General features: G+C 66.7%; 34 protein-coding genes and 1 pseudogene. 15 read left to right on the forward strand and 20 right to left on the reverse strand.

The genetic code is table 11. From position 1 onward, the window contains the following. Positions 1-200 precede the first annotated feature (200 nt). From ACKUB9_RS16180 to ACKUB9_RS16190, 3 genes are all read left to right on the forward strand, one after another. Positions 201-437 (forward strand): hypothetical protein, encoded by a 237-nt coding sequence (locus ACKUB9_RS16180; RefSeq protein WP_407523636.1) that lies wholly within the window; start codon positions 201-203, stop codon positions 435-437. Positions 438-439: 2 nt separating this feature from the next. Then, on the forward strand, positions 440-679 hold the full coding sequence (locus tag ACKUB9_RS16185; protein WP_407523638.1) for a hypothetical protein: 240 nt from the start codon (positions 440-442) through the stop codon (positions 677-679). A gap of 254 nt (positions 680-933) precedes the next feature. Further along, positions 934-1,368, forward strand: a complete 435-nt coding sequence (locus ACKUB9_RS16190; protein WP_407523640.1) for a hypothetical protein — start codon at positions 934-936, stop codon at positions 1,366-1,368. 6 nt (positions 1,369-1,374) lie between these two features. Here the strand turns inward: ACKUB9_RS16190 and ACKUB9_RS16195 are convergent, their stop codons facing one another. Continuing rightward, on the reverse strand, positions 1,375-2,799 hold the full coding sequence (locus tag ACKUB9_RS16195) for a hypothetical protein (RefSeq protein ID WP_407523642.1): 1,425 nt from the start codon (positions 2,797-2,799) through the stop codon (positions 1,375-1,377). 661 nt (positions 2,800-3,460) lie between these two features. Between ACKUB9_RS16195 and ACKUB9_RS16200 the strand changes: the two genes are divergently transcribed. Next, entirely contained in the window at positions 3,461-4,144 is a 684-nt protein-coding gene (locus tag ACKUB9_RS16200; RefSeq protein ID WP_407523644.1) for a hypothetical protein, read from the forward strand. After that, positions 4,144-4,341 carry a hypothetical protein gene (locus tag ACKUB9_RS16205; protein ID WP_407523646.1) on the forward strand — a complete coding sequence of 66 codons (198 nt, stop codon included), beginning with the start codon at positions 4,144-4,146 and terminating at the stop codon, positions 4,339-4,341. The genes ACKUB9_RS16200 and ACKUB9_RS16205 overlap by 1 nt, the downstream gene beginning before the upstream one ends. Before the next feature lie 229 nt (positions 4,342-4,570). Here ACKUB9_RS16205 and ACKUB9_RS16210 read toward each other — a convergent pair whose 3' ends face one another. After that, positions 4,571-5,200 (reverse strand): TetR/AcrR family transcriptional regulator, encoded by a 630-nt coding sequence (locus ACKUB9_RS16210; RefSeq protein ID WP_407523648.1) that lies wholly within the window; start codon positions 5,198-5,200, stop codon positions 4,571-4,573. 96 nt (positions 5,201-5,296) lie between these two features. On the opposite strand from ACKUB9_RS16210, the gene ACKUB9_RS16215 reads away from it, so the two are divergent. Further along, complete coding sequence (locus ACKUB9_RS16215; RefSeq protein ID WP_407523650.1) at positions 5,297-6,406, forward strand: aldo/keto reductase; 1,110 nt, start codon at positions 5,297-5,299, stop codon at positions 6,404-6,406. 58 nt (positions 6,407-6,464) lie between these two features. Here ACKUB9_RS16215 and ACKUB9_RS16220 read toward each other — a convergent pair whose 3' ends face one another. Further along, positions 6,465-7,016 carry an SDR family oxidoreductase gene (locus ACKUB9_RS16220; protein WP_407523652.1) on the reverse strand — a complete coding sequence of 184 codons (552 nt, stop codon included), beginning with the start codon at positions 7,014-7,016 and terminating at the stop codon, positions 6,465-6,467. A 71-nt stretch (positions 7,017-7,087) separates the two neighbouring features. Between ACKUB9_RS16220 and ACKUB9_RS16225 the strand changes: the two genes are divergently transcribed. After that, a complete protein-coding gene (locus tag ACKUB9_RS16225; protein ID WP_407523654.1) occupies positions 7,088-7,627 on the forward strand; it encodes a hypothetical protein in 540 nt (179 codons plus the stop codon). 182 nt (positions 7,628-7,809) lie between these two features. Here the strand turns inward: ACKUB9_RS16225 and ACKUB9_RS16230 are convergent, their stop codons facing one another. The 5 genes from ACKUB9_RS16230 to ACKUB9_RS16250 are packed head-to-tail and all read right to left on the reverse strand — an operon-like array spanning position 7,810 to position 9,626. Beyond that, positions 7,810-8,406, reverse strand: coding sequence for a DUF1643 domain-containing protein (locus ACKUB9_RS16230; protein WP_407523656.1), 597 nt, complete (start codon positions 8,404-8,406; stop codon positions 7,810-7,812). After that, a complete protein-coding gene (locus ACKUB9_RS16235; RefSeq protein WP_407523658.1) occupies positions 8,396-8,689 on the reverse strand; it encodes a hypothetical protein in 294 nt (97 codons plus the stop codon). The genes ACKUB9_RS16230 and ACKUB9_RS16235 overlap by 11 nt, the downstream gene beginning before the upstream one ends. Next, on the reverse strand, positions 8,689-9,165 hold the full coding sequence (locus ACKUB9_RS16240; protein ID WP_407523660.1) for a phosphatase domain-containing protein: 477 nt from the start codon (positions 9,163-9,165) through the stop codon (positions 8,689-8,691). The genes ACKUB9_RS16235 and ACKUB9_RS16240 overlap by 1 nt, the downstream gene beginning before the upstream one ends. Further along, positions 9,158-9,433, reverse strand: coding sequence for a hypothetical protein (locus ACKUB9_RS16245; protein ID WP_407523662.1), 276 nt, complete (start codon positions 9,431-9,433; stop codon positions 9,158-9,160). Before ACKUB9_RS16245 ends, ACKUB9_RS16240 begins: the two co-directional genes overlap by 8 nt. A gap of 28 nt (positions 9,434-9,461) precedes the next feature. Further along, positions 9,462-9,626, reverse strand: coding sequence for a hypothetical protein (locus tag ACKUB9_RS16250; RefSeq protein WP_407523664.1), 165 nt, complete (start codon positions 9,624-9,626; stop codon positions 9,462-9,464). 176 nt (positions 9,627-9,802) lie between these two features. Between ACKUB9_RS16250 and ACKUB9_RS16255 the strand changes: the two genes are divergently transcribed. Then, positions 9,803-10,093: a hypothetical protein gene (locus tag ACKUB9_RS16255; RefSeq protein WP_407523878.1), complete on the forward strand. Its 291-nt coding sequence runs from the start codon at positions 9,803-9,805 to the stop codon at positions 10,091-10,093. 101 nt (positions 10,094-10,194) lie between these two features. On the opposite strand, the gene ACKUB9_RS16260 is transcribed toward ACKUB9_RS16255, so the two are convergent. Next, entirely contained in the window at positions 10,195-10,629 is a 435-nt protein-coding gene (locus ACKUB9_RS16260) for a hypothetical protein (protein WP_407523666.1), read from the reverse strand. Positions 10,630-11,051: 422 nt separating this feature from the next. On the opposite strand from ACKUB9_RS16260, the gene ACKUB9_RS16265 reads away from it, so the two are divergent. Both ACKUB9_RS16265 and ACKUB9_RS16270 read left to right on the forward strand, forming a co-directional pair. Continuing rightward, on the forward strand, positions 11,052-11,663 hold the full coding sequence (locus ACKUB9_RS16265) for a hypothetical protein (protein ID WP_407523668.1): 612 nt from the start codon (positions 11,052-11,054) through the stop codon (positions 11,661-11,663). Between the two features lie 462 nt (positions 11,664-12,125). After that, positions 12,126-12,410, forward strand: coding sequence for a hypothetical protein (locus tag ACKUB9_RS16270; RefSeq protein ID WP_407523670.1), 285 nt, complete (start codon positions 12,126-12,128; stop codon positions 12,408-12,410). A gap of 41 nt (positions 12,411-12,451) precedes the next feature. Here the strand turns inward: ACKUB9_RS16270 and ACKUB9_RS16275 are convergent, their stop codons facing one another. From ACKUB9_RS16275 to ACKUB9_RS16305, 7 genes and pseudogenes are all read right to left on the reverse strand, one after another. Further along, positions 12,452-12,865 carry a hypothetical protein gene (locus tag ACKUB9_RS16275; RefSeq protein WP_407523672.1) on the reverse strand — a complete coding sequence of 138 codons (414 nt, stop codon included), beginning with the start codon at positions 12,863-12,865 and terminating at the stop codon, positions 12,452-12,454. 46 nt (positions 12,866-12,911) lie between these two features. Then, positions 12,912-13,139, reverse strand: coding sequence for a hypothetical protein (locus tag ACKUB9_RS16280; protein ID WP_407523674.1), 228 nt, complete (start codon positions 13,137-13,139; stop codon positions 12,912-12,914). Next, positions 13,139-13,369, reverse strand: a complete 231-nt coding sequence (locus ACKUB9_RS16285) for a hypothetical protein (protein WP_407523676.1) — start codon at positions 13,367-13,369, stop codon at positions 13,139-13,141. The genes ACKUB9_RS16280 and ACKUB9_RS16285 overlap by 1 nt, the downstream gene beginning before the upstream one ends. Next, positions 13,321-14,565 (reverse strand): hypothetical protein, encoded by a 1,245-nt coding sequence (locus ACKUB9_RS16290; protein WP_407523678.1) that lies wholly within the window; start codon positions 14,563-14,565, stop codon positions 13,321-13,323. The genes ACKUB9_RS16285 and ACKUB9_RS16290 overlap by 49 nt, the downstream gene beginning before the upstream one ends. 220 nt (positions 14,566-14,785) lie before the next feature. Beyond that, on the reverse strand, positions 14,786-15,127 hold the full coding sequence (locus tag ACKUB9_RS16295) for a hypothetical protein (protein WP_407523680.1): 342 nt from the start codon (positions 15,125-15,127) through the stop codon (positions 14,786-14,788). A gap of 144 nt (positions 15,128-15,271) precedes the next feature. After that, a pseudogene (locus ACKUB9_RS16300) lies at positions 15,272-15,469 on the reverse strand (helix-turn-helix domain-containing protein); the annotation flags it as partial. After that, positions 15,466-16,392: a recombinase RecT gene (locus ACKUB9_RS16305; RefSeq protein WP_407523682.1), complete on the reverse strand. Its 927-nt coding sequence runs from the start codon at positions 16,390-16,392 to the stop codon at positions 15,466-15,468. The gene ACKUB9_RS16305 and the pseudogene ACKUB9_RS16300, both read right to left, overlap by 4 nt. 10 nt (positions 16,393-16,402) lie before the next feature. Between ACKUB9_RS16305 and ACKUB9_RS16310 the strand changes: the two genes are divergently transcribed. The 4 genes from ACKUB9_RS16310 (at position 16,403) to ACKUB9_RS16325 (ending at position 17,555) form a co-directional block, all read left to right on the forward strand. After that, complete coding sequence (locus ACKUB9_RS16310; RefSeq protein WP_407523684.1) at positions 16,403-16,555, forward strand: hypothetical protein; 153 nt, start codon at positions 16,403-16,405, stop codon at positions 16,553-16,555. Next, entirely contained in the window at positions 16,555-16,962 is a 408-nt protein-coding gene (locus ACKUB9_RS16315) for a hypothetical protein (protein WP_407523686.1), read from the forward strand. Before ACKUB9_RS16310 ends, ACKUB9_RS16315 begins: the two co-directional genes overlap by 1 nt. Further along, entirely contained in the window at positions 16,952-17,296 is a 345-nt protein-coding gene (locus ACKUB9_RS16320; RefSeq protein ID WP_407523688.1) for an SNARE domain-containing protein, read from the forward strand. The genes ACKUB9_RS16315 and ACKUB9_RS16320 overlap by 11 nt, the downstream gene beginning before the upstream one ends. A gap of 70 nt (positions 17,297-17,366) precedes the next feature. Next, positions 17,367-17,555 carry a hypothetical protein gene (locus ACKUB9_RS16325; protein ID WP_407523690.1) on the forward strand — a complete coding sequence of 63 codons (189 nt, stop codon included), beginning with the start codon at positions 17,367-17,369 and terminating at the stop codon, positions 17,553-17,555. Between the two features lie 392 nt (positions 17,556-17,947). Here ACKUB9_RS16325 and ACKUB9_RS16330 read toward each other — a convergent pair whose 3' ends face one another. From ACKUB9_RS16330 to ACKUB9_RS16340, 3 genes are all read right to left on the reverse strand, one after another. After that, positions 17,948-18,229, reverse strand: coding sequence for a hypothetical protein (locus tag ACKUB9_RS16330; RefSeq protein WP_407523692.1), 282 nt, complete (start codon positions 18,227-18,229; stop codon positions 17,948-17,950). Positions 18,230-18,293: 64 nt separating this feature from the next. Further along, a complete protein-coding gene (locus ACKUB9_RS16335; RefSeq protein WP_407523695.1) occupies positions 18,294-18,515 on the reverse strand; it encodes a hypothetical protein in 222 nt (73 codons plus the stop codon). A gap of 115 nt (positions 18,516-18,630) precedes the next feature. Beyond that, positions 18,631-19,149 (reverse strand): hypothetical protein, encoded by a 519-nt coding sequence (locus ACKUB9_RS16340; protein ID WP_407523697.1) that lies wholly within the window; start codon positions 19,147-19,149, stop codon positions 18,631-18,633. 643 nt (positions 19,150-19,792) lie between these two features. Here ACKUB9_RS16340 and ACKUB9_RS16345 point away from each other — a divergent pair. Further along, positions 19,793-19,999 carry a hypothetical protein gene (locus ACKUB9_RS16345; protein ID WP_407523699.1) on the forward strand — a complete coding sequence of 69 codons (207 nt, stop codon included), beginning with the start codon at positions 19,793-19,795 and terminating at the stop codon, positions 19,997-19,999. A 111-nt stretch (positions 20,000-20,110) separates the two neighbouring features. Here the strand turns inward: ACKUB9_RS16345 and ACKUB9_RS16350 are convergent. Continuing rightward, a protein-coding gene (locus tag ACKUB9_RS16350) for an IS5 family transposase (protein WP_407523880.1) occupies positions 20,111-20,820 on the reverse strand; the annotation gives its coding sequence in 2 pieces (ribosomal slippage) (positions 20,111-20,544 and positions 20,544-20,820; 711 coding nt in all). Positions 20,821-20,938: the final 118 nt, after the last annotated feature.

Here is a 20,938-nt window from a genome sequence, read left to right on the forward strand (position 1 = left end):
GGGGGCGATGTAGGTGTGTTCCTTGATCCGTAACGCGGGCGCGCCGTGGGCCCGCGCGCCCCCGCGTGAAGTCGCGCTCGTCTACGCCAACCCGCAGATGCTGCGCGCGATCAAGCGCACCAGCATGGATACGCCAGCGTCGGCATCCGCGCTGGCCATCTTGGTCGGTGTGCTCGCGGCGCGTACATTCGGGGTCAGGAGTGTTCTACATGCTCACCAAACCCCACGAGAAATCGAACAGGCGGCGTGAGGCCGCATCGGATCTCGACGTCGAGGACCTGCGTCGCCTGGACGAGGACTTCCGGCGGCGCCTGCGGGGGCGCCTCCTGCGACGTGGCCTCCCCGAGGCCGAGGTCGAGCGGTGCATTGAAGACCTCATGACGCGTGAGATCCCGTTCCGGCTCGACGTCGAGGCGGCGCTCAATGCCAAGGATTGAACGTGCCGCCCGCGTACCCGGAGTTCTTCAAGCAGCACTACGTCCTGGTCAAGCGGTTGGAGGAGATGCTCACGACGGATCCGAACCAAGTTGTTCGGTCGGCGCGCCAATCGATCCGCCAGTTCGAATTCTTCAAGCCTGCCGATGAGGATGAGGAAGATCTGAAGGTCATTGCGATCGAGACCTATGAAGAACTGATCGCGAGGGCTGAGGCGGTGCTTGCCGGGCGCGGTGGTATCTGATCGCCTGGGACTGCGTCGGGATCTCGTGGAACCAGATCGCGGTGTGGTGGCGGTGAGTTGCGCCAGATGCGGGTGACGCGCTCAGGGCGTGCGACAGGCCCGATCACCTCGACCACGCCGTGGGTCACCCCTCGGCTGCCCTCGGTTGGTCAACTTCGTGGGCGAGGAGCACGCGTCGCGGTTGGTGCACCGGGTGTAGATTGAGGAGGCGTGCATCACACCGACGTGGCGAGAACGATCCCGATGAGGACACAGTGACGGAGCGCCGCTCGCTGGCAGAGTTCCCGCGCGAGGCGATGGAGCGCCTGCGCTTGGCCATTCGCAGGCGACTGGTCGCGCGCGGGGTGCCGGAGATCGAGATGGAGGCGCGCATCGACGAGGTGATGGGCGCCTCCATCGACCTGGGGACGGAGGAGGGTGCCACTGTCCTTCGGGACGAAGACGGGCGCACCGCAAACGGTCTCGGGCTCCTTCTCGCGCAACACCTCGACTGCTACGTTGTGCTAGAGAGGCGGCTACACGCGGACCCCGAGGGTGTTCGCGCCGCAGCCCGTGAGAGCAGGAGCGAGCTTCGAAAACTGTCCCTCGGGCGCGAGGTCGACGCCGTCATCATCGAGGCTGCGATCGACCTGTACGAGGAGGTGATCGCGCTCGCAGGCGACGTCCTGGCGGGACGCGCCGAGGCGTGATCTCGCCTATGCCACGGGGGAGGACTCAGCCTGCTTGCGCGGCCGACCCCGAGCCCGCAGGGTGCCGGTCCGCTGCTTCTCCTCGCGCTTGGCCGCGCGGGTGCGCCGCTTGAGTTCACGGTTCGCCACCTTCTTCTGCTCGCGGTGCTCTTGCAACGAGCGCCGGTCGGCCACACGCTCGCCCTCCGGAACCGCAGCCCGGGGCCGCACGACGTCGAGCAGGCCCGCCTCGTCGACCGGGACAAGGGCGACGTCGTCGGTGATGCCGCTGTCCACCAGCTTGGATTGCAGCGCCTCGGCCTGATCCCGGCTGTAGACGTAGACGTCGTAGTCACCCGCGTAGGCGGGGTCGCGGACGGCGCCCCTCATGATGAACTGCCAGAGGTCCTCGTACTCGCGCGCCTCGATGATCGCCCGGCGGTCGAGGCCGAGGGCGTCGAGCACCGGATCGTCGCCGCTCTGGGCCTTGTTGGAGTAGAGGATCGCGCACGAGGTGTGCTCGCGCAGGCTGTTGGTTCCGGACTGCCTCGGCTCGCGCCAGAGTTCCGGGAACCGGTGTTGGAAGGCGAGGCGAAACTCGGCGTTGCAGGACCAGTACCCCTGGAAGCCGATGCGCTTCAGGTGCTCCGACATCCCGACGAGACAGCGCTCACCCTCGACGGTCTTCCACCACGTCGTCGACCCCCGGTGCGTGCAGAAGTAGTGCAGCCGCACGCGCGGTCTCGCCCGGGGCGCCGTCCGAACGCGAACCTCCTCGAAGGTGATCGCGTCCTCGGGCAGGTGGCGGTGAACGTGGCGGATGAGACTGGTCTCGAAACTGGCGGCGGCGATCGTGACCGACGTACACGCCGAGAGACCCGTCAGCGTCCACAACGACACCCAGCCCACGCGCCGTCCAGGACGCTTCGCGTCCTCCCAGGCGCCGAGATCGACCAGCAGGGGCCGCCGGGGATCGCGAGCGGCGGTGTGGAAGGGCAGCAGCCCATCTCCATCGCGGGCGAGCATGCCGGGCGAGGGCTGGTCGACGTCGTCACGAAGCTCGACCTGCCACCACTGGCCGCCGACAAGCGGGAGGAGCTTGTAGTAGTGGGCGAGCGAGGGCCACGTCGTCGTCGCCTCGAACGTCCCGCCCCGGACGGCGCCGTCCGGGATCTCGTCGATCCCGACGTGCCATCCTCTGAGGAGGTCGGGGTCGGTCTTGAGGAGGGTCTCATGGGTCACGGCGACGATCGCGTGCGGCGTGGTGGCGTGACCAATCAGAACGTCCCGCAGGCGCCGCTCGACCTTCGTCCGTTGCTTCTGCTCGCAGTGCACGGGGGTGATCGCGATGAACTTGCCCTTAGGTCGGTTCGCGCGGAGGAAGGCGACCTGCTCCTCGACAAGGTCGATGCGGGGTGTCGCCAGCAGGTAGCGACCCGAGTTTGCGAGCATGGTGCTGGTCATGGTGATGGACTTGCCGTCCCCAGGCGCTCCGCAGAAGATCTTACAATGCATGTCAAGAAATCACTCTAAAACAGTCGGTTGGAAAAATGTGTCCGTTGCCTTCTTAAAGATACAAGAGGTGACACATTATTTGGGATGACATCTCGTACTTAGTTCCACCTCGACGTCGAATGTCAACATATCTCCGTCACGCCGAGGTGGGCGGGGTGAGCCTGCGGCAGCAGGTGAAGGCCCGGGCCCCTCGGCCGCCGGGGCAGCGGGCCGCCTTCGGCCTGCTGGCACGGCGCTCCCGCCCTCATTCTCGATCCCGCTGAACTTGGTCGTGCCGCTCGTCCCCGCGCCGCGGCGCGGGCACGGTCGGCAGCCACTCGCGCCCCGTCGAGGTCTCGCGCCGCTCGACCTCGCCGCCGCGCTTCGTGGCGGCTTCACTAGATCTCGGACTTCGCGACCTCGGGCTCGTCTATGTGGTGGATCGCCTTCTTCGGCTTCGTCGAAGTCGGATCTCCCCGCAGGCGCCGCAGGCGCCTCGATCTCTAAAACGGCAGCGGACAGCCTTTACGGTGCGCGAACTGCGGCCCGATTTTCAATTTTACTCCAGGTGCGTCGTCCCGCTAGATAGGGCCATTGCTTCACGAGAAAGACTTTCATCTTGCACAACACCACTGATTTTTCGGGCAAGCCGACGTCGACGAGCTTGGAACTGCCTGCCCAGCCTCATACGGCCGACGCCGCGGCGTCTCAGTACTTCGACCGCTACGTGAAGGGCGGCATCACCGAGCGGTTCCAAAGACTGCCTCCGCATCGGGCTCTCGAAATCACTGCCTTCGTGGAGAAGTACTCTGTCGGGCGATGCGTGCCGGAGGCCGGTAACAGGCCGATCTGGCGGGAGGACGGCGCCCTCATGCCGTTCGTGAGGGCGTGGCTCGATGAGGATTGCCCAGGGTGGGGCCTTCTCGCTGTGCCCGACCTCGTTTCCTCGGACCTGGGATGCTTCATCGGGTTCGCGAAGATCGAGCACGTCGAGAAGTTCGACGCGGCGATCTCCATCCTCAAATTGCGCCGGGAGTCCTGCGGTCGTCACGACGCCTGGGCTGCCACGGAGCGCTACTGGAAAGCGTATGATGCCATCTGCTTCCGGTCGGAGTTTCCGCGTTCGCGTCGCATCTTCGCCAACAAGTGGCGGATCTGGTCGAGCGGCTTGCCGGTGCTGGAAGACGTCGTCGTCCAGTGGCTCGATCAGATGTGTCCCGGGTGGTGCCACCTGACCGACACCTACTACGTTGGCTTGCCGAGCGAGGAGCACGCGGTCGTGTTCAAGATGGTCTGGGGCTGATGACGGGGGCGGAGGTCGATGCGCTCGTCGAGTACATCGCCACCCTGGAGGCGGATCTCACCGAGGCTCATCGCCGGATCCAGGATCTTGAGTTCGAGGTCGAGGAATGCCGGGCTTGGGAGGCGGCCCACGAGGCTGCCGTCCAGGATCGGGTCGCGCGGCTCATCGAGCACAGGACAGGTCGTCCGCCTGCTTGACGACGTGGTCGGTCCTGATGAGCGAGGCCAGGGCATTCGCGTCGCGAGCTTGCCGGGCGCAGTATGTCTGCCGCACAACGTTGGCATTGGTCAGCATCATGTCGTCACCGTCCTCGACGGCGATCCTGCGGAAGTTCGGCATCGTGCGGCAACGAGGTCCTCGTCTCGCCCTCGCGTAGGTCCCCTCGTTGACCCGCAGGGAGAGGGAGCAGGGCGGGTGCGTCGGGGCTCAGGCGCTGCGAGAGGCCGCCCCCTCCCAAGCCGAGGGCCACGCCAGCATGGCGAACTCCGCCACGCGCGTCAGCTTCTCACGCGTGGCGCCGTCCCGCGCCAAGGTGGACATGCCCTGGATGACCGTCGTCACATAGGCCGCCAGCGTCTCGGCGTCGGCGTCCGCGGCCAACTCGCCGTCGCGCACGCCCTGCTCGATCCGCGCGCGCAGGCTCTCCTCGACCCCGCGGCGGATCGCGGCCAGTTCGTCCCGCACGTCGGCCGCCTCGGCCGAGCAGGCGATGGCGGAACTCGCAAGCAGGCAGCCGGGCGGCGTGTCCGCCCCGGTGAAAGCTACGGCCGCGCCCTCGATCAGCCCGCGTGCGGCCTCCCGTGCGGTCGGCGCCCTGGCGATGATCTCCGCGGGGGTGAGCGGGCGCGCGAGGTAGCGCGCCACGGCCTCCAGGAAGAGACCCTTCTTGTCGCCGAAGGCCGCGTAGATGCTCGGTGGAGTGACGCCCATCGCGCGGGTCAGAGCGGCCAGCGACGTGGCCTCGTAGCCGTGGCGCCAGAACAGCCGCATGGCCTGCTCCAGGGCGGCATCACGATCGAAGGACAGCGGACGGCCCGTCTTGCGGCGCACGGGCATGTGAGCGTATTTCATAACGGCCACTATGAAACCATTGACGCGTCAGAACAAGCGCTGCTACAGGTTTCGTATCAATCAATATGAAAGCTACTCCGCATGCCTCTCACCGACTACCGCACACTCGGCCGCTCCGGTCTTGCCGTCAGCCCGCTGGTGCTGGGTACGATGACCTTCGCGACCGCTCGTTGGGGCATGGGCGAAGAGGACAGCCGCGCCGTGTTCGACGCCTACGTCGAGGCAGGCGGCAATTTCGTCGATACGGCCGACGTCTACGCGGGCGGGCGCAGCGAGACGATGCTGGGCGGCTTCATCGCCGAGCGCGGCTTGCGTGACCAGATCGTGCTGGCGACCAAAGCGGGCTTCGCTGCCGGTCATGGCCCGCATGCGGGTGGCAATGGCGCCAAGCACCTGCGCGCGGCGCTGGACGCCTCGTTGAAGCGGCTGCGCACCGACTACGTCGACTTGTACTGGTCGCACGTCTGGGACGGGGTGACACCTGCCGAGGAGTTGCTGGAGACGATGAGCGCCCTCGTGCGTACCGGCAAGGTTCGCTACTGGGGCATGTCGAACGCGCCTGCATGGTATGTCGCCAAGGTCGCAACATTGGCGATGATGCGCGGTCTGCCGGGACCGATCGCGCTCCAGTATTTCTACTCGCTGGTGAACCGCGACATCGAGGACGAGCACGTGCCGCTGGCGGCTGAATTCGGCATGGGCGTCGTGCCCTGGAGCCCGCTCGCCTACGGCCTTCTGACTGGCAAGTACGACCGTGCGGCGGTCGAGGCGGCGGGTTCGCGGGCGGGCGGCCTTCCCGGGGACGCATCATCTGCCGGGGAGCGACGCCCGGACGGTGACAAGCGCCTGGACGGGGCCAACCCGTTCGGGGACAGCCTCTTCACCGCGCGCAACTGGACGATCGTGGATGTCGTGCGCCGCGTCGCCGCCGAGATCGGGCAGCCCCCCGCCCGCGTCGCGCTCGCCTGGGTGCTCGGCCGCTCGGGCGTGATCTCGACGCTGCTGGGCGTGAGCCGCGCGGCGCAGGTGGCCGACAACGTCGCCGCCCTGGACGTCGTCCTCTCACCGACGCAGCAGGCGGCGCTCGACGGGGCGAGCACGCCGTCCGATCCCCGGATGCTGTACGGCCTGTTCGCGCGGACGCAGCGCCAGCAGGTCGTGTTCGGCGGTAGCTCCGTGCGAGGTTGGTGACGAACCGGTAGATGGGGGTGCGGGCGGAAGCCTCGTGCGCGCCTTACGACCCGGCACCTCAGGTCAGGTGCAGACCACCGTCAACGTCGAGCACCACGCCCGTGACGAAGGCATTGCCGAGCAGGAACAGCACTGCGTCGGCCACCTCCTCAGCCCGCCCCGCCCGCCGCAGCGGCGCCTGCTGGCTGGCACGCGCGAAGAACTCGGGAGGCTTGTCGTCCCACCACGGCGTGGCGATGACGCCGGGCGACACCGCGTTGACGCGCCGGGGCGCGAGTTCGCGGGCGAGCACCGGCACCGTGCGCTCCAGGGCGCCGTTGACGGCGGCCAGCCCGGAGGTGCCCGGGTTGGCCAGACGCGACAAGGCGGCCGTGATGAGGGTGATCGAGCCCTCGGGCGCCAGGGCGGGCAAAGCGGCCTGAGCCGCATGCCAGTGCACCCAGAACTTGGACTCGAAGCCTGCCCGTAGGCCCGCAGGGTCAAGCTCGGCGAAGGGACCGGCTCCGCGTCCCCCGGAGGCGGCAAGCACGAGGTGGTCGACGTGACCCGCGCGATGGAAGAGCGCGTCAAGGGCGGCGCGATTGGTCGCGTCCACCGCAGCGCTCTGCACCCCCGGCCCGATCTCCCGGACGGCAGCGGCGAGCTTGGTCTTGTCGCGACCGACGACTCCTCGGTCCAGGCATGGAAGCCGACGTCGTCGTTGCTGCCCGAGAGAAGCTTGACGCCGATCGTGGGATCCACCGTGAGATAGTTGCGGTCGACAGCCCAAGCGAACAGGCCGCGCATCGCCTTCAGGAAGTTGTTGGCGGCATGCGGCCGATCCCGTCGCCGATCCCGCCCGGCGAGGATCGTGCCCTTGTCAATGAGCTTCGCCGTCTTCATGCCGGCGGTGGCCTCGACTGCACGATAGACGGTGTGTCGCTGCTTGCGGGTCGCGGCGCTGAGGTCGGACCGCTCCGCGCTCTCGATGTACTTCCCGATGAGCCACGAGAGGGAGCCCGTCGCCGGCCCCTTGGGCGCCTCGACCGGCTTGCCCTCTACGGCGATGCGGTAGTCGCGCCAGAACGCCTCGGTGCCGTATGGCTCGCGCATCCGGATCCGCTTGCCCTGGCCGACCCTCACGTACCATGTGACTCGGCCGTGGCGGGTGGTCTCGCGGACGAGGTGCGGCGGGCGCGGGCGTGGCATGGCGGCGGTCACAAGATGATTTCTTCCCTCTGAGCATCGGGCGCGTCGCTGGATAGGGCAACCGAGGTCACAGACTCGCCGTCGCCCGTAGTCTCCAGCACGACTCCATCCGCCCGCACGACGACGCGTACGACTGGCAATCCGGCGTCCCGCATGGCGCGGATCGCGCGGGCGACGTCGGCCTGCGTCACGGTCGCGGGTCGGCGCGGCATCGCTCAGGCCCCTCCCTTCCGCCACACCACCGGCTGCGCCCCGTCCGGCACGCGGTGACGCCCGCGCGCCATCGGGTGAACCGGGCCGCCGTCAGTCGAGCGCGCGAAGCACATCAGGTCCGGCCAGGGCGCCTCGCCCTCCTGCACCTGCTCGCAGACGTGCTCGACGTACTCGGGATCCCACGTGCCTGCGCCCCAGCACACCACCACCAAGGCCGCGGCCTTCGCCTCCCGGACGACGTGGTTCTCGTTCGCCCAGAGCTGGTCACGGGCGTGCCAGTCCGGCCCGTTCTCCTGCCAGCGCGACCACGCCCGGCAGTCGGCCGGGCAGGACGAGCGGAACGGGTAGAGGTTCACGGCCGTGAAGCCGCCGAAGCCCCAGGCTCGGGCGAAGTGGATCCAGCGCCGCACGGTCGGGTCGTCCACGCGGTGGTCCGCCGTGCTCGGGTTCAGGCCGATGAAGCACACTTGCCCGCCCTCGCCCCAGGTGCGGGTGAGCGTGTAGCGGTAGGTGCCGCAGCGCGAGAGCGTGGCGGAGCGCTTGATGGTGTCGGCGAAGGCAACGCCGAAGAGGTCGCGGGCCTGGAGGTCAGCCGGCATCGGCGCCCCTCCCTAGTAACTGCCACGCGAACGCCGCCGCCCGCGCCTGGAACCTGAACCACGTGTCCGCCTCCTGCCATGAGCCGGGGGGCGCGCGCAGGCTGGCCTCCGCGGCCCGGCGCAGGTCCTGCGGGATGGCCGCGGCGATCGCCGCCTCCGCCACCCGCTGCCACACTGCCCGGCCGTCCAGCCCGAGGTCGTCCCAAGCCGGCGCGGCTCCGCGCGGCCCGAGTGTCATGCTGGCCCAGCGGGCTTCGTAGGCGGCGCGGGCAGGGTCGCTCATCAGAACTCTCCCGGCGCGACCTGGCAGCAGACGATGCCGCGCGAGCGGTACATCTGAACGACGGTCGCTCTGTCTTCGAACACCAGCGATGGCGTGCGGCCCTCATCGAGCCATTCGGCCTTGAGGACGGTGTCGGGGCGGTGATCACCGACTGGGCGGGTGCGAAGCGGGATGCTTCCGAGGCCGTGCGCATCCAGCCAGGCCCGGGTCTTGTCGGCCACCTCGTCGGAGCGACCCGACCAGATCTCCACCTCGGCGCCGGTCGCGTGCAGGGCGAGCAGCGTGCGGATGATCGGGTGGCAGGGCTCGTCGCGATCGCAGGCCGCGTAGAAGCCGCTCCAGTCCTTCTCCTTGCTGGGCCGATCCAGGAAGTGCGCCCGGTGATCGGTGAGAGCGAGCGTCCCGTCCAAGTCGAAGACCACGAACATGCGGCTTCCCTCCTTGATGAGCGCTTCGGTAAGGGCGAGGTCAGCCACGCGAGCCTCCTATGCTTGAGGCGCGTCCGCGGCGCATCAGCCGCTCCAACGGGCTCTCCACCAGCCGCTTGCCCTTCGGCACGTAGCCGTACCGGCACAGGTGCTCCCGCCGGGCACGCAGCCACGTCTTGTAGGGACTGTAGGCCCGCGCCCCGAACGGGTAGGCCGCGTCGATCGCGGCTTGGCGCTCGGCGAGGGTAGCGCGGGCCAGCAGGCTCGCGTGCACCTCCGCGATGACGTATCGGGCAGTGTCGGACCAGTGGCTCACGGCCGCTTCTCCTCGGCGAGCGCTGCCTCTACCGCCGCCTCGGCATCTTCATCACCTCGTCGCGCAGCTTGTCCGGAAGGATTCGGAGGACGTTGCCGATCGGCGGCGCACCTCGTCGGCCGCCGCGGGCGTTCGCGATCGCCGCGGCCGCAGCTGTGATCATCTCGCGTGTAATCATGCTATGCTCGGCCATCGCTCTCACTCTGCTGCGATCGGGGTCAGGTCGGTGGTGGTGCTGGGACATGACCTAGCAGTCAGTTCGAGGCAGGCGCCATTCTGCAAAATACAGTCCTGTCGATGTGCGTTAGCTGCTCGATCACAATGGAGAGGGTTGTGCCTAGGAATTATCGCGCGCTCAAAGCTCTGATGATGGCGCAGGCTGTTGTGCTTGTTGGCTTGTTTAGCGCCGCACGTGCCCAGGAGCGGCCTTCGAGCGTAACGATGACATGCCAGCAGGCGGCCGGACTTGTCTCCGCACGCGGCGCATTGGTTCTCGGCACGGGGGGCTTTACCTACGATCGCTTTGTACGCGATCGCAGCTTCTGCGAGCCCACGGAGGTGGCCGCCAACGCGTTTGTTCCGACGCGCGATAACCCAGAGTGCCTCGTTGGATATCGCTGCATCGAGCCAGGTCGCGACGAATTCGGTGACGACCAGTAGAATTGAAGGACAGGGCAACATCGTTCGCCTCACACCGAAGTCGGCTCTCGATGACCACATCGCCTCAGCCCGTCCGACGGTGCCGTGCTCAGCCATCGTCCTCACTCCACGGCGGTCAGGGTCGGGTCGGGGGAATGGCCGCACGGGGCCACGTCTCGAGCGCCGTCCGGGGGCGCGCTCTCGGCCGCGCACGTCGTACAGAAGTCGTCACAAGCCCAGCCGCAGCCGCTGGGGCAGGCGTCCTCCTGGGTGCAGCCGCAGTCCCGGTAGATCCCGCCGAGGAGCGAGGGCACGCGAGGCGTGATGTCGTCCTCGGCCTCCAGGGCGCCGTCGAGGAGCCCGATCAGCGCGATGTCCGCGGCGTCGGCCGCTCGGCCGAGGACGTCGCCGAGCTGGTCCTCGTAGACACGGCGCTGAAGCCGCCACGTTGCGACGAGCTCGATGGCGATCGCGCCGATCTCGGCCTTCTCCTCGGACGTGAGGGTGCCCCAGATCTCGGCGCCGTCGAGGCGGTGGAAGGACGGTTGATCAGTCATGCGGCACGGCCTCAGCGTCAAAATTAGGAATTAAAGCGCGAATAGTTCGCAATTTGTACGCTGGCCCTCGGTTGAGCAGTCCAATGAGAACGTCCTGAGATGTTCACATAGCGTCGGAGAATAAATTTCTCGGTGGGCGACTTGATCATCTGCGTCACACCAGCGGCGGCTGCACGGAGCCTTCCACGAAAATGGCCACGCCATAGGCGAAGCGGTCGGCGCTCAAAGCGAATAGGTCTCGGCTGATCTGAGTGAATGTCTCGGGTGCTCTTCAACTTCTTTTGAACGGGGCACCAACTCACCCAGGGAACAAGGGCGGTACCACCATGTTGGCACGCCTTAAGTCGCGCATCTCTCTTGCGACTGCCCTTCGCGTCATCTATGCAGCATCGGCATAGAAAAGAAGAGATAATTGCGTAGAAATGGATGAAGACCAGAAACTCGCCGCTACTGAGGCATGCCGTGATATCTTGAATGCAGCTACGGAGACGTTGCTTTCGGCTCGATGTGCCTATCCCGTCATTACAGCTCAGCAAAGTGAGCGTGCGGCACTTCAAACCGCGCTCGGCATCCTCGTGAGCCTCTATGCTTACGATCCGACTGCAGTCGGCGGAAGCGAAGGTGCGATATGGATTCTCGACCGGATCCTCACGTTGATGGGCGAACCCGTCGAACGCGCCACCCGTACACATGTGGCATGGTACCGTGAGTGGCGCTGGGATACCGAGCCTCCTGATCGGCTGGTACCTGACATATTCAGGATCTATTCCGTAGGAACTTCTTTGATGCAGCGAGCACCGAAGACTCGAGCCGATATCTTGGAAATGATCATCGGGCGCGTTCACATGATCCCTGGCGGCGAACATGTTATAGGCATTCGTTTTCAGCATGCCGAGCGCTATGATAAACAGCTTTCTTTTTCCATCAATGTGAAACCTGGGAGCGAGGAGGCGCGTTTTGCCGTGATGACTATCTGCGCGGCAATTCGCATTTTCTCTCAGATTTATGATGTTAGAAACTACGCAGTACACTGATTTGAGCGTAAGGCGCGCGAAGCTGTCGGTGATGAGGTAGTGCATCACGCCGCCCTCCCGGCCGCGAGCGCGTCGACGATGGTGCTGTGCTCGGCCATCGTCCTCACTCCACGGCGGTCAGGGTCGGGTCGGGGCGACCGGCGCACAGCAGAGGCTCGCGTCGGTAGCGATGTTTCCGGGATGTTCTCGCGAAAATGGAAAGCAGCTTTCCATCTTGTGAAATATGTTTCCGTGGAACATCGCCAGACGTTCTCTCTTGGACCCCCTTAATTCTATGGGGAGCGGCGGGACATGCGGTGAACAAGGGGAGAGCGGCGCCGGCGGCGAACAGGTCGGGGCTGAGGCGGGCAGCGGTCATCGGCCGCCTCACGTCATGGTGAGGGAGACCCGGCTCCCCTTGCGGCCACACCGGACTTCGCGCAGAAGGCAGCTCCGTGGGGATGCGAGTGACGAGATCCAAGAGTGGATGACGCCGAGAAGCTCGCCGCTACGGAAGCGTACCAAGTCATTCTGACCAAGGCAGCCGAAACGCTGCGGGCAGCGCGCAGAACGCGTCCCGTCTTGACTGTCGAGCAGGGCGAGCGTGCGGCCTTGCAGGTCGCGCTCGCCGAGCTCGTGAGCCTCTACATCTGCGATCCGGCTGCGATTGGAGGCAACGATGGCGCGGCCTGGATCCTGAACCGCATCCTCGCGACGCTGGGCAGCGCCAGTGAACGGCAAGGCCTCAGAGAGCCCACGCTTCACTGAAGAAGGCGCGCCCGCGAAGCTGTCTATGACAAGAGGGCGCGTCAAGCCTTCGGCCCTTCGAGCAGGAGGGGATGGGTCGGCATCTGGCCGCGCTCGTAGGCGACCTGCAGCTGCGGCTCGATCCACCGGCTGACCGTCTGGCCGTCCGGCAGCACGACGTGGGCGAGCCACGCGCTCTCGACCGTCTCGATGCCCGAGGCGGTCGCTTCCAGCTTCGCCTTGATGACGAGCCCGAGCGCCCGCCACACCCGGCGGCGCTCCTGGTCGCGCGCGTCTGGCGAGATCGGTGCCAGCAGCTTGATCAGCCGCCCGGCCAGCAGGAACATCACGACGGCCTCGGTCGGCTCGTCCATGTGCATGACGCGCTCGGCGCCTGCCTTGCGCAGCATGGCCTCGATCTGGGTCCGGCTCTGCGCGACCGGCACCTTGGTGTCCTCGGCATAGCGGCGGGTCATGCCGCCCTCCCGGCCGCAAGCGCGTCGATGTTCTGCCGGTCGACCATCAGTGCAGGCCTCCAGCGGCGGGTTGCTCATGCAGGTCACGCCCGTCCAGCGCACCCTCCAGCGTCTCCGTCACGGCATCGCGCAGGTACTCCGCGGCGCCGGGCGTCATCGGCAGGCTCGCGATCGGTCGCCCGGCCGCGGTGAGCAGCCACAAGGTGATCGTCCCGCACCCGCAGGTGCAGCGGACGATCTGGCAGCGCGATGCGACGGGGATGGAATCGGACATCAAGCGCTCCTCTCACGCGCAGCCCGCGCCTCGGCGACGGTCCGCGCCACGATTTCCTCGGTGGTGAAGACGATCCGGCCCCGTCCGCCGCAGTAGTTGCAGCCGCGGCGGAACAGGCGGGTGTGCATGAGGCGCGGCGCCCCGTTCGGGCAGCAGCTCGGGCACCACTCGCCGTTCCCGGTCAGGTACGGGTCGTGCAGGGAGTCGGCGCGGAGGGCGATGCGGGGCATCGGGCGAGCATCCCCAGCTGTTTGGGGTGGTGCTCATGCCGGCCGGTCTTCGCCGCGGGATCGTAGGCCTCGAACAGCAAGCCCACCACGCTCGGCGGCTCACCCATCGCTGCATGCGCTTCAGGAGGATCCCGACCCAGGATCCGGCGCTCTACCCTGCGAGACGGGCGGCAGTGACCGGCCCACGTCGTCACCGCATAAGTAGCTCTTGCAGCAGGATATTTTTCTGGCTGCTGCGTCTCGGCGCGGAAATAACTTGTTGCTGGGCTGATTTTGAAGTCTATATTGCCGAAAAATAACAAATGATATCGGCAATGAGGGCGGGTCTGGGGAGCGTCAATTTGAATCGAGAAGTCAAGGTACGCGCCGAGCTTGCGCAAATAATCCTTGAGCTTGTTCAGAAATTGCCTAATGGGAACATGGTCAAAGACATAAATATACTCCGACCGGGTACCAACGGAGCACCGCCTGAGTTCGAGATTGATTTGGGAAGGCCATTGCCGCCGAACAGCGCGGAACTGGTCGAGTACGTGCACGACGCCATCATCGATGCGTATTACATCTACGAGGTTGTCGAGCCGGACTGGCAATAGAACCAACGGTGTCGGGCCACGAACACGGCGTCCTACCCAGTTGCTGATGACGAGCGCCCGCATCACGCCGCCCTCCCAGCCGCGAGCGCGTCGAGGTCCTGCATCGGCGTCCAGAGGATCAGCACGCTGGAGGAGATGTCCTATGCCCGGGTGCTCGGTGTCCCCCTGGCTAGCGCGAAGGCCGTATATGGTATTCGACATGACCCTGCGACTGGCCGGTGATTTTTCGCACCGCCGTGGATCCGGTTTGCGCCAATGTGATTGAGAGTGGCTGGATAGCCAGAGAAAAGCGGGAGCGCCGCTATGAATTTTGACCATAATACCCTGAATCGAATTGCATCTGAGATCAGGGCTGAGATCAACAGCCGCGCTGGCCATATAAAGATCGTCGCCATCGAGTTCGCAGAAATAGGCGGCGGCGGTCAACCTCCGGCATGCACTATCAAAACGGCAGGGGGCACAGTTAAGGAGCGCCTCAAGTTCGCTCAAAATGTTATTGAGGCGATGGGTCGACACAAGCGCCAGCTCGAAACTCGGTCTGCCGCAGCATGATAGATGTACGGGGCTGGCTGGGAAGCCGTTGATGACGGCAGGATGATTCATCGCGCCCCACACCTGCGCCGGCCACGTCCGCTCAGCCCAATCTCCGGCCGTCCACAGTGCTGCCCCCGAGCGTAGGCGCGCGCCTCGTCGCGTGGAATCGTGACGCGGGCCGTCAGGGACCCGGTCTCGCCAGAGAGGCTGAGCGTGCTGGCGGGGCGCGGCATCGCGGCCAGCGCCCAACAGGGAATCGGGTTGGGCAAGACCAGGGGCTCGGCCGGCATCACCGCACCTCCGCCCGCATCGGCACCGCCGTCGCGCAGAACATGCTGCCCGGCCGGCGCACCACGGGCGGCATCCCGCGGGTAGTGTCGGTCGGTGCGGACCGACTGGGCCCCTCGTCGGCGAGGAAGCGGACCACCGCGGCCACGAGGCGCTCGGACGAACTCAGGGCGTCGGCCGCGAGGTCGATGTTCGCCACCGCCCGCTGTGTCTCGGAGCAGTCGTCCGGCACGCTCAGGCGCTGGGCATGGCGCCGACAGCGGTCCTGATGGATGGCGGCAGCCTGCAGGCGGCGTCCCAGGTCGGCGAGGTCGAAGTCGCGGAGCGCGTTGCGCAGCTTCATCGGGCGATGCTCCCATCCTTGAGGGCGAGCATCAGGCCGCGGACGTAGGCGCGCCTGCTGTCCGGCAGCGCCCGGAACACGGTGAGCACGGTCCAGCTCTTCCCGGGCCGGCTCGATCTGAGTGACTTCGCTGGTCAGGTCCTCGACCGGCACGCCGAGAGCGGTCGCGAGACGCGGCAGCAGGTCGGCCGGCACGTTCCGGCCCCGCTCGAACCGCGAGATGGTGTGGCTGTCGCAGCCGATGGCATGGGCGAGCTTAGCCTGCAGGATGCCGAGCCGCTCCGGCGGACCATGATGCGCTCGCCCAACGAGCGCGGGGGGCAGGTGGACTGCATCGCTCAGCCCTCCCGGCTCGCACCGCGGCGCCCGCGGCCCGGCTCGCGCTCCATCGCGCGCAGCGCCTCGTCGCCGGGGAAATCGCCGCTGTCAGTGACGTCGCCTTCGCTACCACGGTACTCGGCGGTATCGAGATCATCGCCGGCACCCTCGGCCTCGGGCGCGTCCACCGGCGGCTGATGCTCGATCTGATCTGCCAGCGGGTTCGCCACCGCCTTGAAGGGCCGATCACCACCGCCGCGGCGGCCGAAGTCGTAGAGCTCGTCGTCCCGCCGGATCAGGTCGTCCATGTCGGTCGACATCGGCAGGCGCTTGGCGAGGCGGCGCAGCACCGTCTTGCGCGCCATCTCCTCCCACCAGTCGACCCAAGGGCCCTTGTTCGCGGCCCGGCTGACCCGGCGAACCTTCTCGATCTCCTCCAGGCTCATCACCTCGCGGTAGATGCCGCCGTCCTTCGTCTTCGCGATCGCGTACGTCGCCCGCGGCGCGCCGCGCGGCCCGTCCAGCTTCGGCTCGTGCTCGATGCGCTCCTCGTCGCCGAGCACGACGACGTAGTTCCAGAGCGCCGCGTCGACCGTCTTCTCGGCGATCGTCAGCACGTCGTTGCCGGGCGAGAGCGCGAAGCCCCACGTGAGCGGCGCGTCGCCGGTCGACCAGAACACGAAGACGAAGGCGTAGGCGGGTGCGGTCGCGACGCGGGCGAGCCACGCCGGATCGTGGTCGCCGTGCACGCGGCCGTCGGCGACGAGGCGCGCGAGCTGCGAGCGGCCCTGCAGGTAGGCGGCGGCCTGCACCGGGTAGTCGTACTCGGCCACGGCGCGCAGGCAGTTCGCCTTGAACGAGGTCGGGCGGGTCGGCCGCGTGCTCTTCAGGTCGACGATCGCGTGCGGCTTGAGGTAGTCGACCCTAACGCTGCGCCGCCGAGTCATTGACAGCAGCGTGCGCAGCTTCGACCAGCACCGCTACATCGAGCCCCAGCCGCTCGGCCTCACGCCCGGCCCGTACCGCTACGTGATGACGACCGAGAGCCGCTGCCCGGATCGGTCCGTGGTGGACACCATCGCCGACTTCGACATCGAGGTGATGCCCTGATGAGCCTATGGGAAACGATCGCCGGCATCCTCGGCGCCGACCGCTATGCGGCGCACGCCATCTGCCTCACCAACGACCCGATCATCATGACCGTCTACATCGCCTCGGATGGCATGACGGCGCTGAGCTACTTCGTGATTGGGGCGTCCCTGGCCATTCACCGCACGGTGATCGCGCAGTTCAGTCCAACCGCGATCGGGATGTACGCCGCCTTCATCTTTCTGTGCGGTCTCTCGCACCTGACGATGACGCTCACGCTGTTCACGGGCGTCTACCGTCTGGACATCGCGGTGCGGGCCGCAATGGCCGCGGTCTCTGCGGTGACGGCCTTCTACACGGCCCTGGCCGTGTTCTTCCACGAGGCGCCGGGCGGCGCCAAGGTGCAGGGGACCTGGTGTGCTCGATAAGCTCGATCCGGTCGCCCTGCTCACGGCCGCAGGGCCGATCCTGATCGCCTTCGTCACGGGGTGGTTTGCGTGGGTCGCCGGCAAGAAGAAGGCCTCGACCGAGGCACAGGTCGCCATCACCTCGGGCTTCGAGGTGCTGATCCGCAAGCTCCAGGAGGAGCGGACGGAGCTGACAAAGATCATCGACCGACAGGCTACGGCGCTCGACCGGCAGGCCGACAAGATCGATGGGCTGGAAGCCGAGGTCCGGGGTCTCCAGCGCCACATCGACCGGCTGGAGAAGGCCATGCGGGACGCCAACGTTGACGTTCCCGCGCTGCCGAACCGAGGGTGACGTCGTGTCGGCCTGCCCGCTCGCCGCCCTGTGGCGATGGCTACGCCGCCACCCCGGGCCAGATCCCGATTTGCTCAAGGTCGTCGAGGATTTCCGCCGAGAGCGGGTGGACTCTCTGGAGGCGGAGTTAGCTCGCCGGCGAGGCGAGCGTTCGCTGATGCACGCCCTGCAGCGCGAGTTGGACGACCTGCGCCACTACCGAGCCGAGGCCGAGCGGCGAATGATGGCGCACGGCATCGATCTACCGAAGGACGACTGACCCGCCTCGCCGTACATCGATCCGACAGAGCCCGCCCGGCACCCCATCTCAGCGGGTATCATATCGTGAGTGAATGCAGCTACGGCTGAAAGAATGCTTCGTTCTGGCTGTCTCCCCGAGAGACTTCCAATGCCCTCTTGCCCGCCCGGCCCCGTTGCGGCGGGCTTTTCATTCCTGGATCAGGTTGCTATCAAGCGCGTGCTTGAACCTCTTCAACCCCGCCCGGCTCTGCCGCGGCGGGGTTTTTCTTGGCCGGTCACGCGCAACTGCCACGAATCACTCAGGTGATTTCATGCCGCTGCTCGAACCGCGATAGTGGGGTGGTAGACCATCTACTTCCCCTACTTGGCCCGCCCAGCCCTCTCCTCCGAGCTGTGGAGGGCTTCCTCGTCTCAGGCCTGCTCATCTGGCCACGGCACGTCCCGCCCGATCACCCGGTAGTCCGGCGGCAGTTCCGCCATGGGGCCCGCACCCGACCGACACCGGGCGTAGTGGGCGCGCATGTCCTTCATCACTCCGACCTCGCGCGAGCCGCAGGCCGAGCATCGGACCCTGAGCGCGATGTCGGGGAAGGGCAGGTCGGCCGGGAAGCGGTCGGTGCTGATCACCGCGCTGTGGTGGCAACCCCGCGCGTGGCAGAACACGGCAGCCGTGGTCTCGCCTTGCTCGCGCAAGAAGCCGATCGTGGGCGGGGCGATCTCCCGGCCTCGCGGTCGTAGGGGCGGCGGGGGTTGCGCCTCACTGGTAGAGTGGGCGCTGGTCGGCCAGGGCGATGAGCAGCGCCGTCGTGACGGCCCGCCGCTTCGCGCTGCGGTCCACCTGCGGATCAGCGACGAGGCGGGCCGCCCGATCATTGAAGGCGACCACTGCCGCGAGGTCGAGTGTGTACAGCCCGATCTGGTGCGAGCGCGTTGACGGGTCAGCGAGATAGACCTCGGCAGCCGCGATGACCGCGTCCATGTCGATCGGCGGAGCAACATTTCGGCGGCTCATGGCGTCTCCTCTGGAACACGGGCGCCGGGGCCACGTTGATGCGGCACATCCTGATCTCCATGACCAGACGCCCGGCAAGGTCCTAACCCTCCGCCGGGCGTTCTGCTGTTTGCTCCTGCTTTATCAGCAGGTCAGCCCCCAACCGCGACAGACGCTCAAGCTCCTCGGCCAAGAGGCGGCTGAGCGTTGTTGCTGGTGATGCATCGCTTTTCGCGAGCTGGATCGCCTCCAGACGCTGCAGATCGTCCGTCGTCACGATGAGAACCGGAAGCGCATCCGCCTCCGTAGGCGAGGGCTCCTGCATCGTAGCGGCCTGGTTCGCCACCAAGGCTTCGACAGGGTTGGGCTGTGGCTCCAGAGGCAGGATCGTGACCAGCACGGCTGTCCGCCGCTGGCCCGGCGTGATGTCCTGTCGGCTCAACAGGGTGCGGGCGTACTCACAGGCCATCACGGCTGCGGCGACGTCGAGCCACACCCCCTCTGCGATCCGAAGCAGCCGAGCGCGTTCATCGCCCAAATAGGCATCGGCAGCTGCGATCAGGTCGGCGTTGGTGATGATGCCAGCCTTGAACAGGGCTTGGATGGTGCGCAGTTCTCCCATCCTGGTGACATCGCACGCTGGGTGACTGCTGACGATTAGCCATTCGGCATGCGCACAATCCATTAGGCTGATTGGCTATTCACATTTCGGCGAGCGCACCGCCACCACCGAGCACCGGAACCGGTGACACATCTGCTGCAGAGGTGACACATCTGCTGCAGAGTGGGGGCCCAGGTCGAGCATGCGGCCGCTTCGAGTTCGGCAGCGCTCACGTGGCCGCGGTCGGCACGCTCAGCCGCACGGCCTGGGCCATGCGGATCAGCTCCCGGCGGTCAGGGCGCGCTGCTCTTGCTGCCGCCACGCGTCGTCCATCCCACGCTCCGCGATCAGCTCGACGGTCGAGAAAGCAAGCCGGCTGGGTCGAGCCGACCTGAGATGCCGACCGGATCGGACCCGCGATGCCTTCGCTGCTGCAACCATGCTGGCTCCCGTGAGAATCAGGTGTGCATGGTTAGCAAAGCGTGGCGGTCCGGCACATTCTTGAAGTGGTCGTAGCGCGCTCTAACCCGAGAAGTGAGCGGGCCGACAGCGGGCCACGCGGCTTGTTGCAGCTGTGGCTTCCGAGAGCCTGTGCACGCCAATTGCTGGCCCACCAACCCGCCCTCCCTATCTGCAGCTGCATGGTGGGTGGTCAGGAGGGGGCATGGGCTACATCATCGCCGGATCGAACCTCGCCAACTTGGATCGGCCTGTCGTGACCGACACGGTCGAGACGGTGCTCGATGCTTTGGTGCTCGTCGCGCGGCTCCAGAACGACGGCTATCAGGTACGTATCGCGACCTCGGAGGGCGACGAGGTCACACTGGAGGAGTTGAAGGCGCGCGCCGGTGTGGGAGGACGCTCCAGCTGATGCGTCCTGCAACCAATCGGCGGAACTCGGTTGTGCTCTGGATGGTTGATGAAGCGGCATACAGCCACGGGTTCACTTCTCGGCGTCGGCTAGGGTGTGGTGAGGATTTCACTACCTGAGCCAGATGCAGATGGCGGCGAGGGTGACGAAGCCGATGAAGTTGACGAGGAGCTTGTCGTAGCGGGTGGCGACGCGGCGGAATTGCTTGAGCTTGGCAAAGCAGCGCTCGATCAGGTTGCGTTCCTTATAGAGGTGATGGTCATAGCTATGAGGCCTGCGCCGCCTGGGCCGCGGCGGGATCACCGGGACCGCCCCGGCCTCCAGGACGGTGTCGTGGACGTGCTCGGCATCGTAGGCGCGGTCGGCGATGACATGGCCGCAGGCCAGCCCCTCGATCAGTTCGGCGGCACGCCGCACCTCGCCCTGCTGGCCCGGACCGGCCAGCAGGCGCACGGGATTGCCGAGCGCGTCACAGGCCAGGTGGATCTTGGTGCTCAGGCCGCCGCGGGAGCGACCCAGGCCTTGGGCATCAGAGCCCCCTTTTCGCGTGACGCTCCCGCCGCTTGGCTCTGAGCCCGCACGATGGTGGCATCGACGCAGACCCATTCCAGGTCGGCTTCCTCGGCCAGAGCGGCCAGGATCCCGGCCAGAACACCACGGGCCATCCAGTCATAATAGCGCCGCTTGACCGTCCCGACCTTGCCGAAGCGGTCGGGCAGATCCTTCCAGCGTCCGCCCGACCGCGTCATCCAGATCAACGCATCGAGAAACAAGCGATTGTTGGTGCGAGGGCCGCGCTTGCCCTTGCAGCCCCCCGGCATCAGCGGGGCCAAACGGGCCCATTGTTCATCCGTCAGGGCGTCCGGATCAGCTCTGGTCGACAAGGCCGCTCTCCCAAAGCGCGGCCTTGAACCACAACCACAAGCGATCCGGAAGCCC

This window comes from Methylobacterium oryzisoli, from assembly GCF_046557895.1.
Lineage (GTDB): Bacteria > Pseudomonadota > Alphaproteobacteria > Rhizobiales > Beijerinckiaceae > Methylobacterium > Methylobacterium oryzisoli.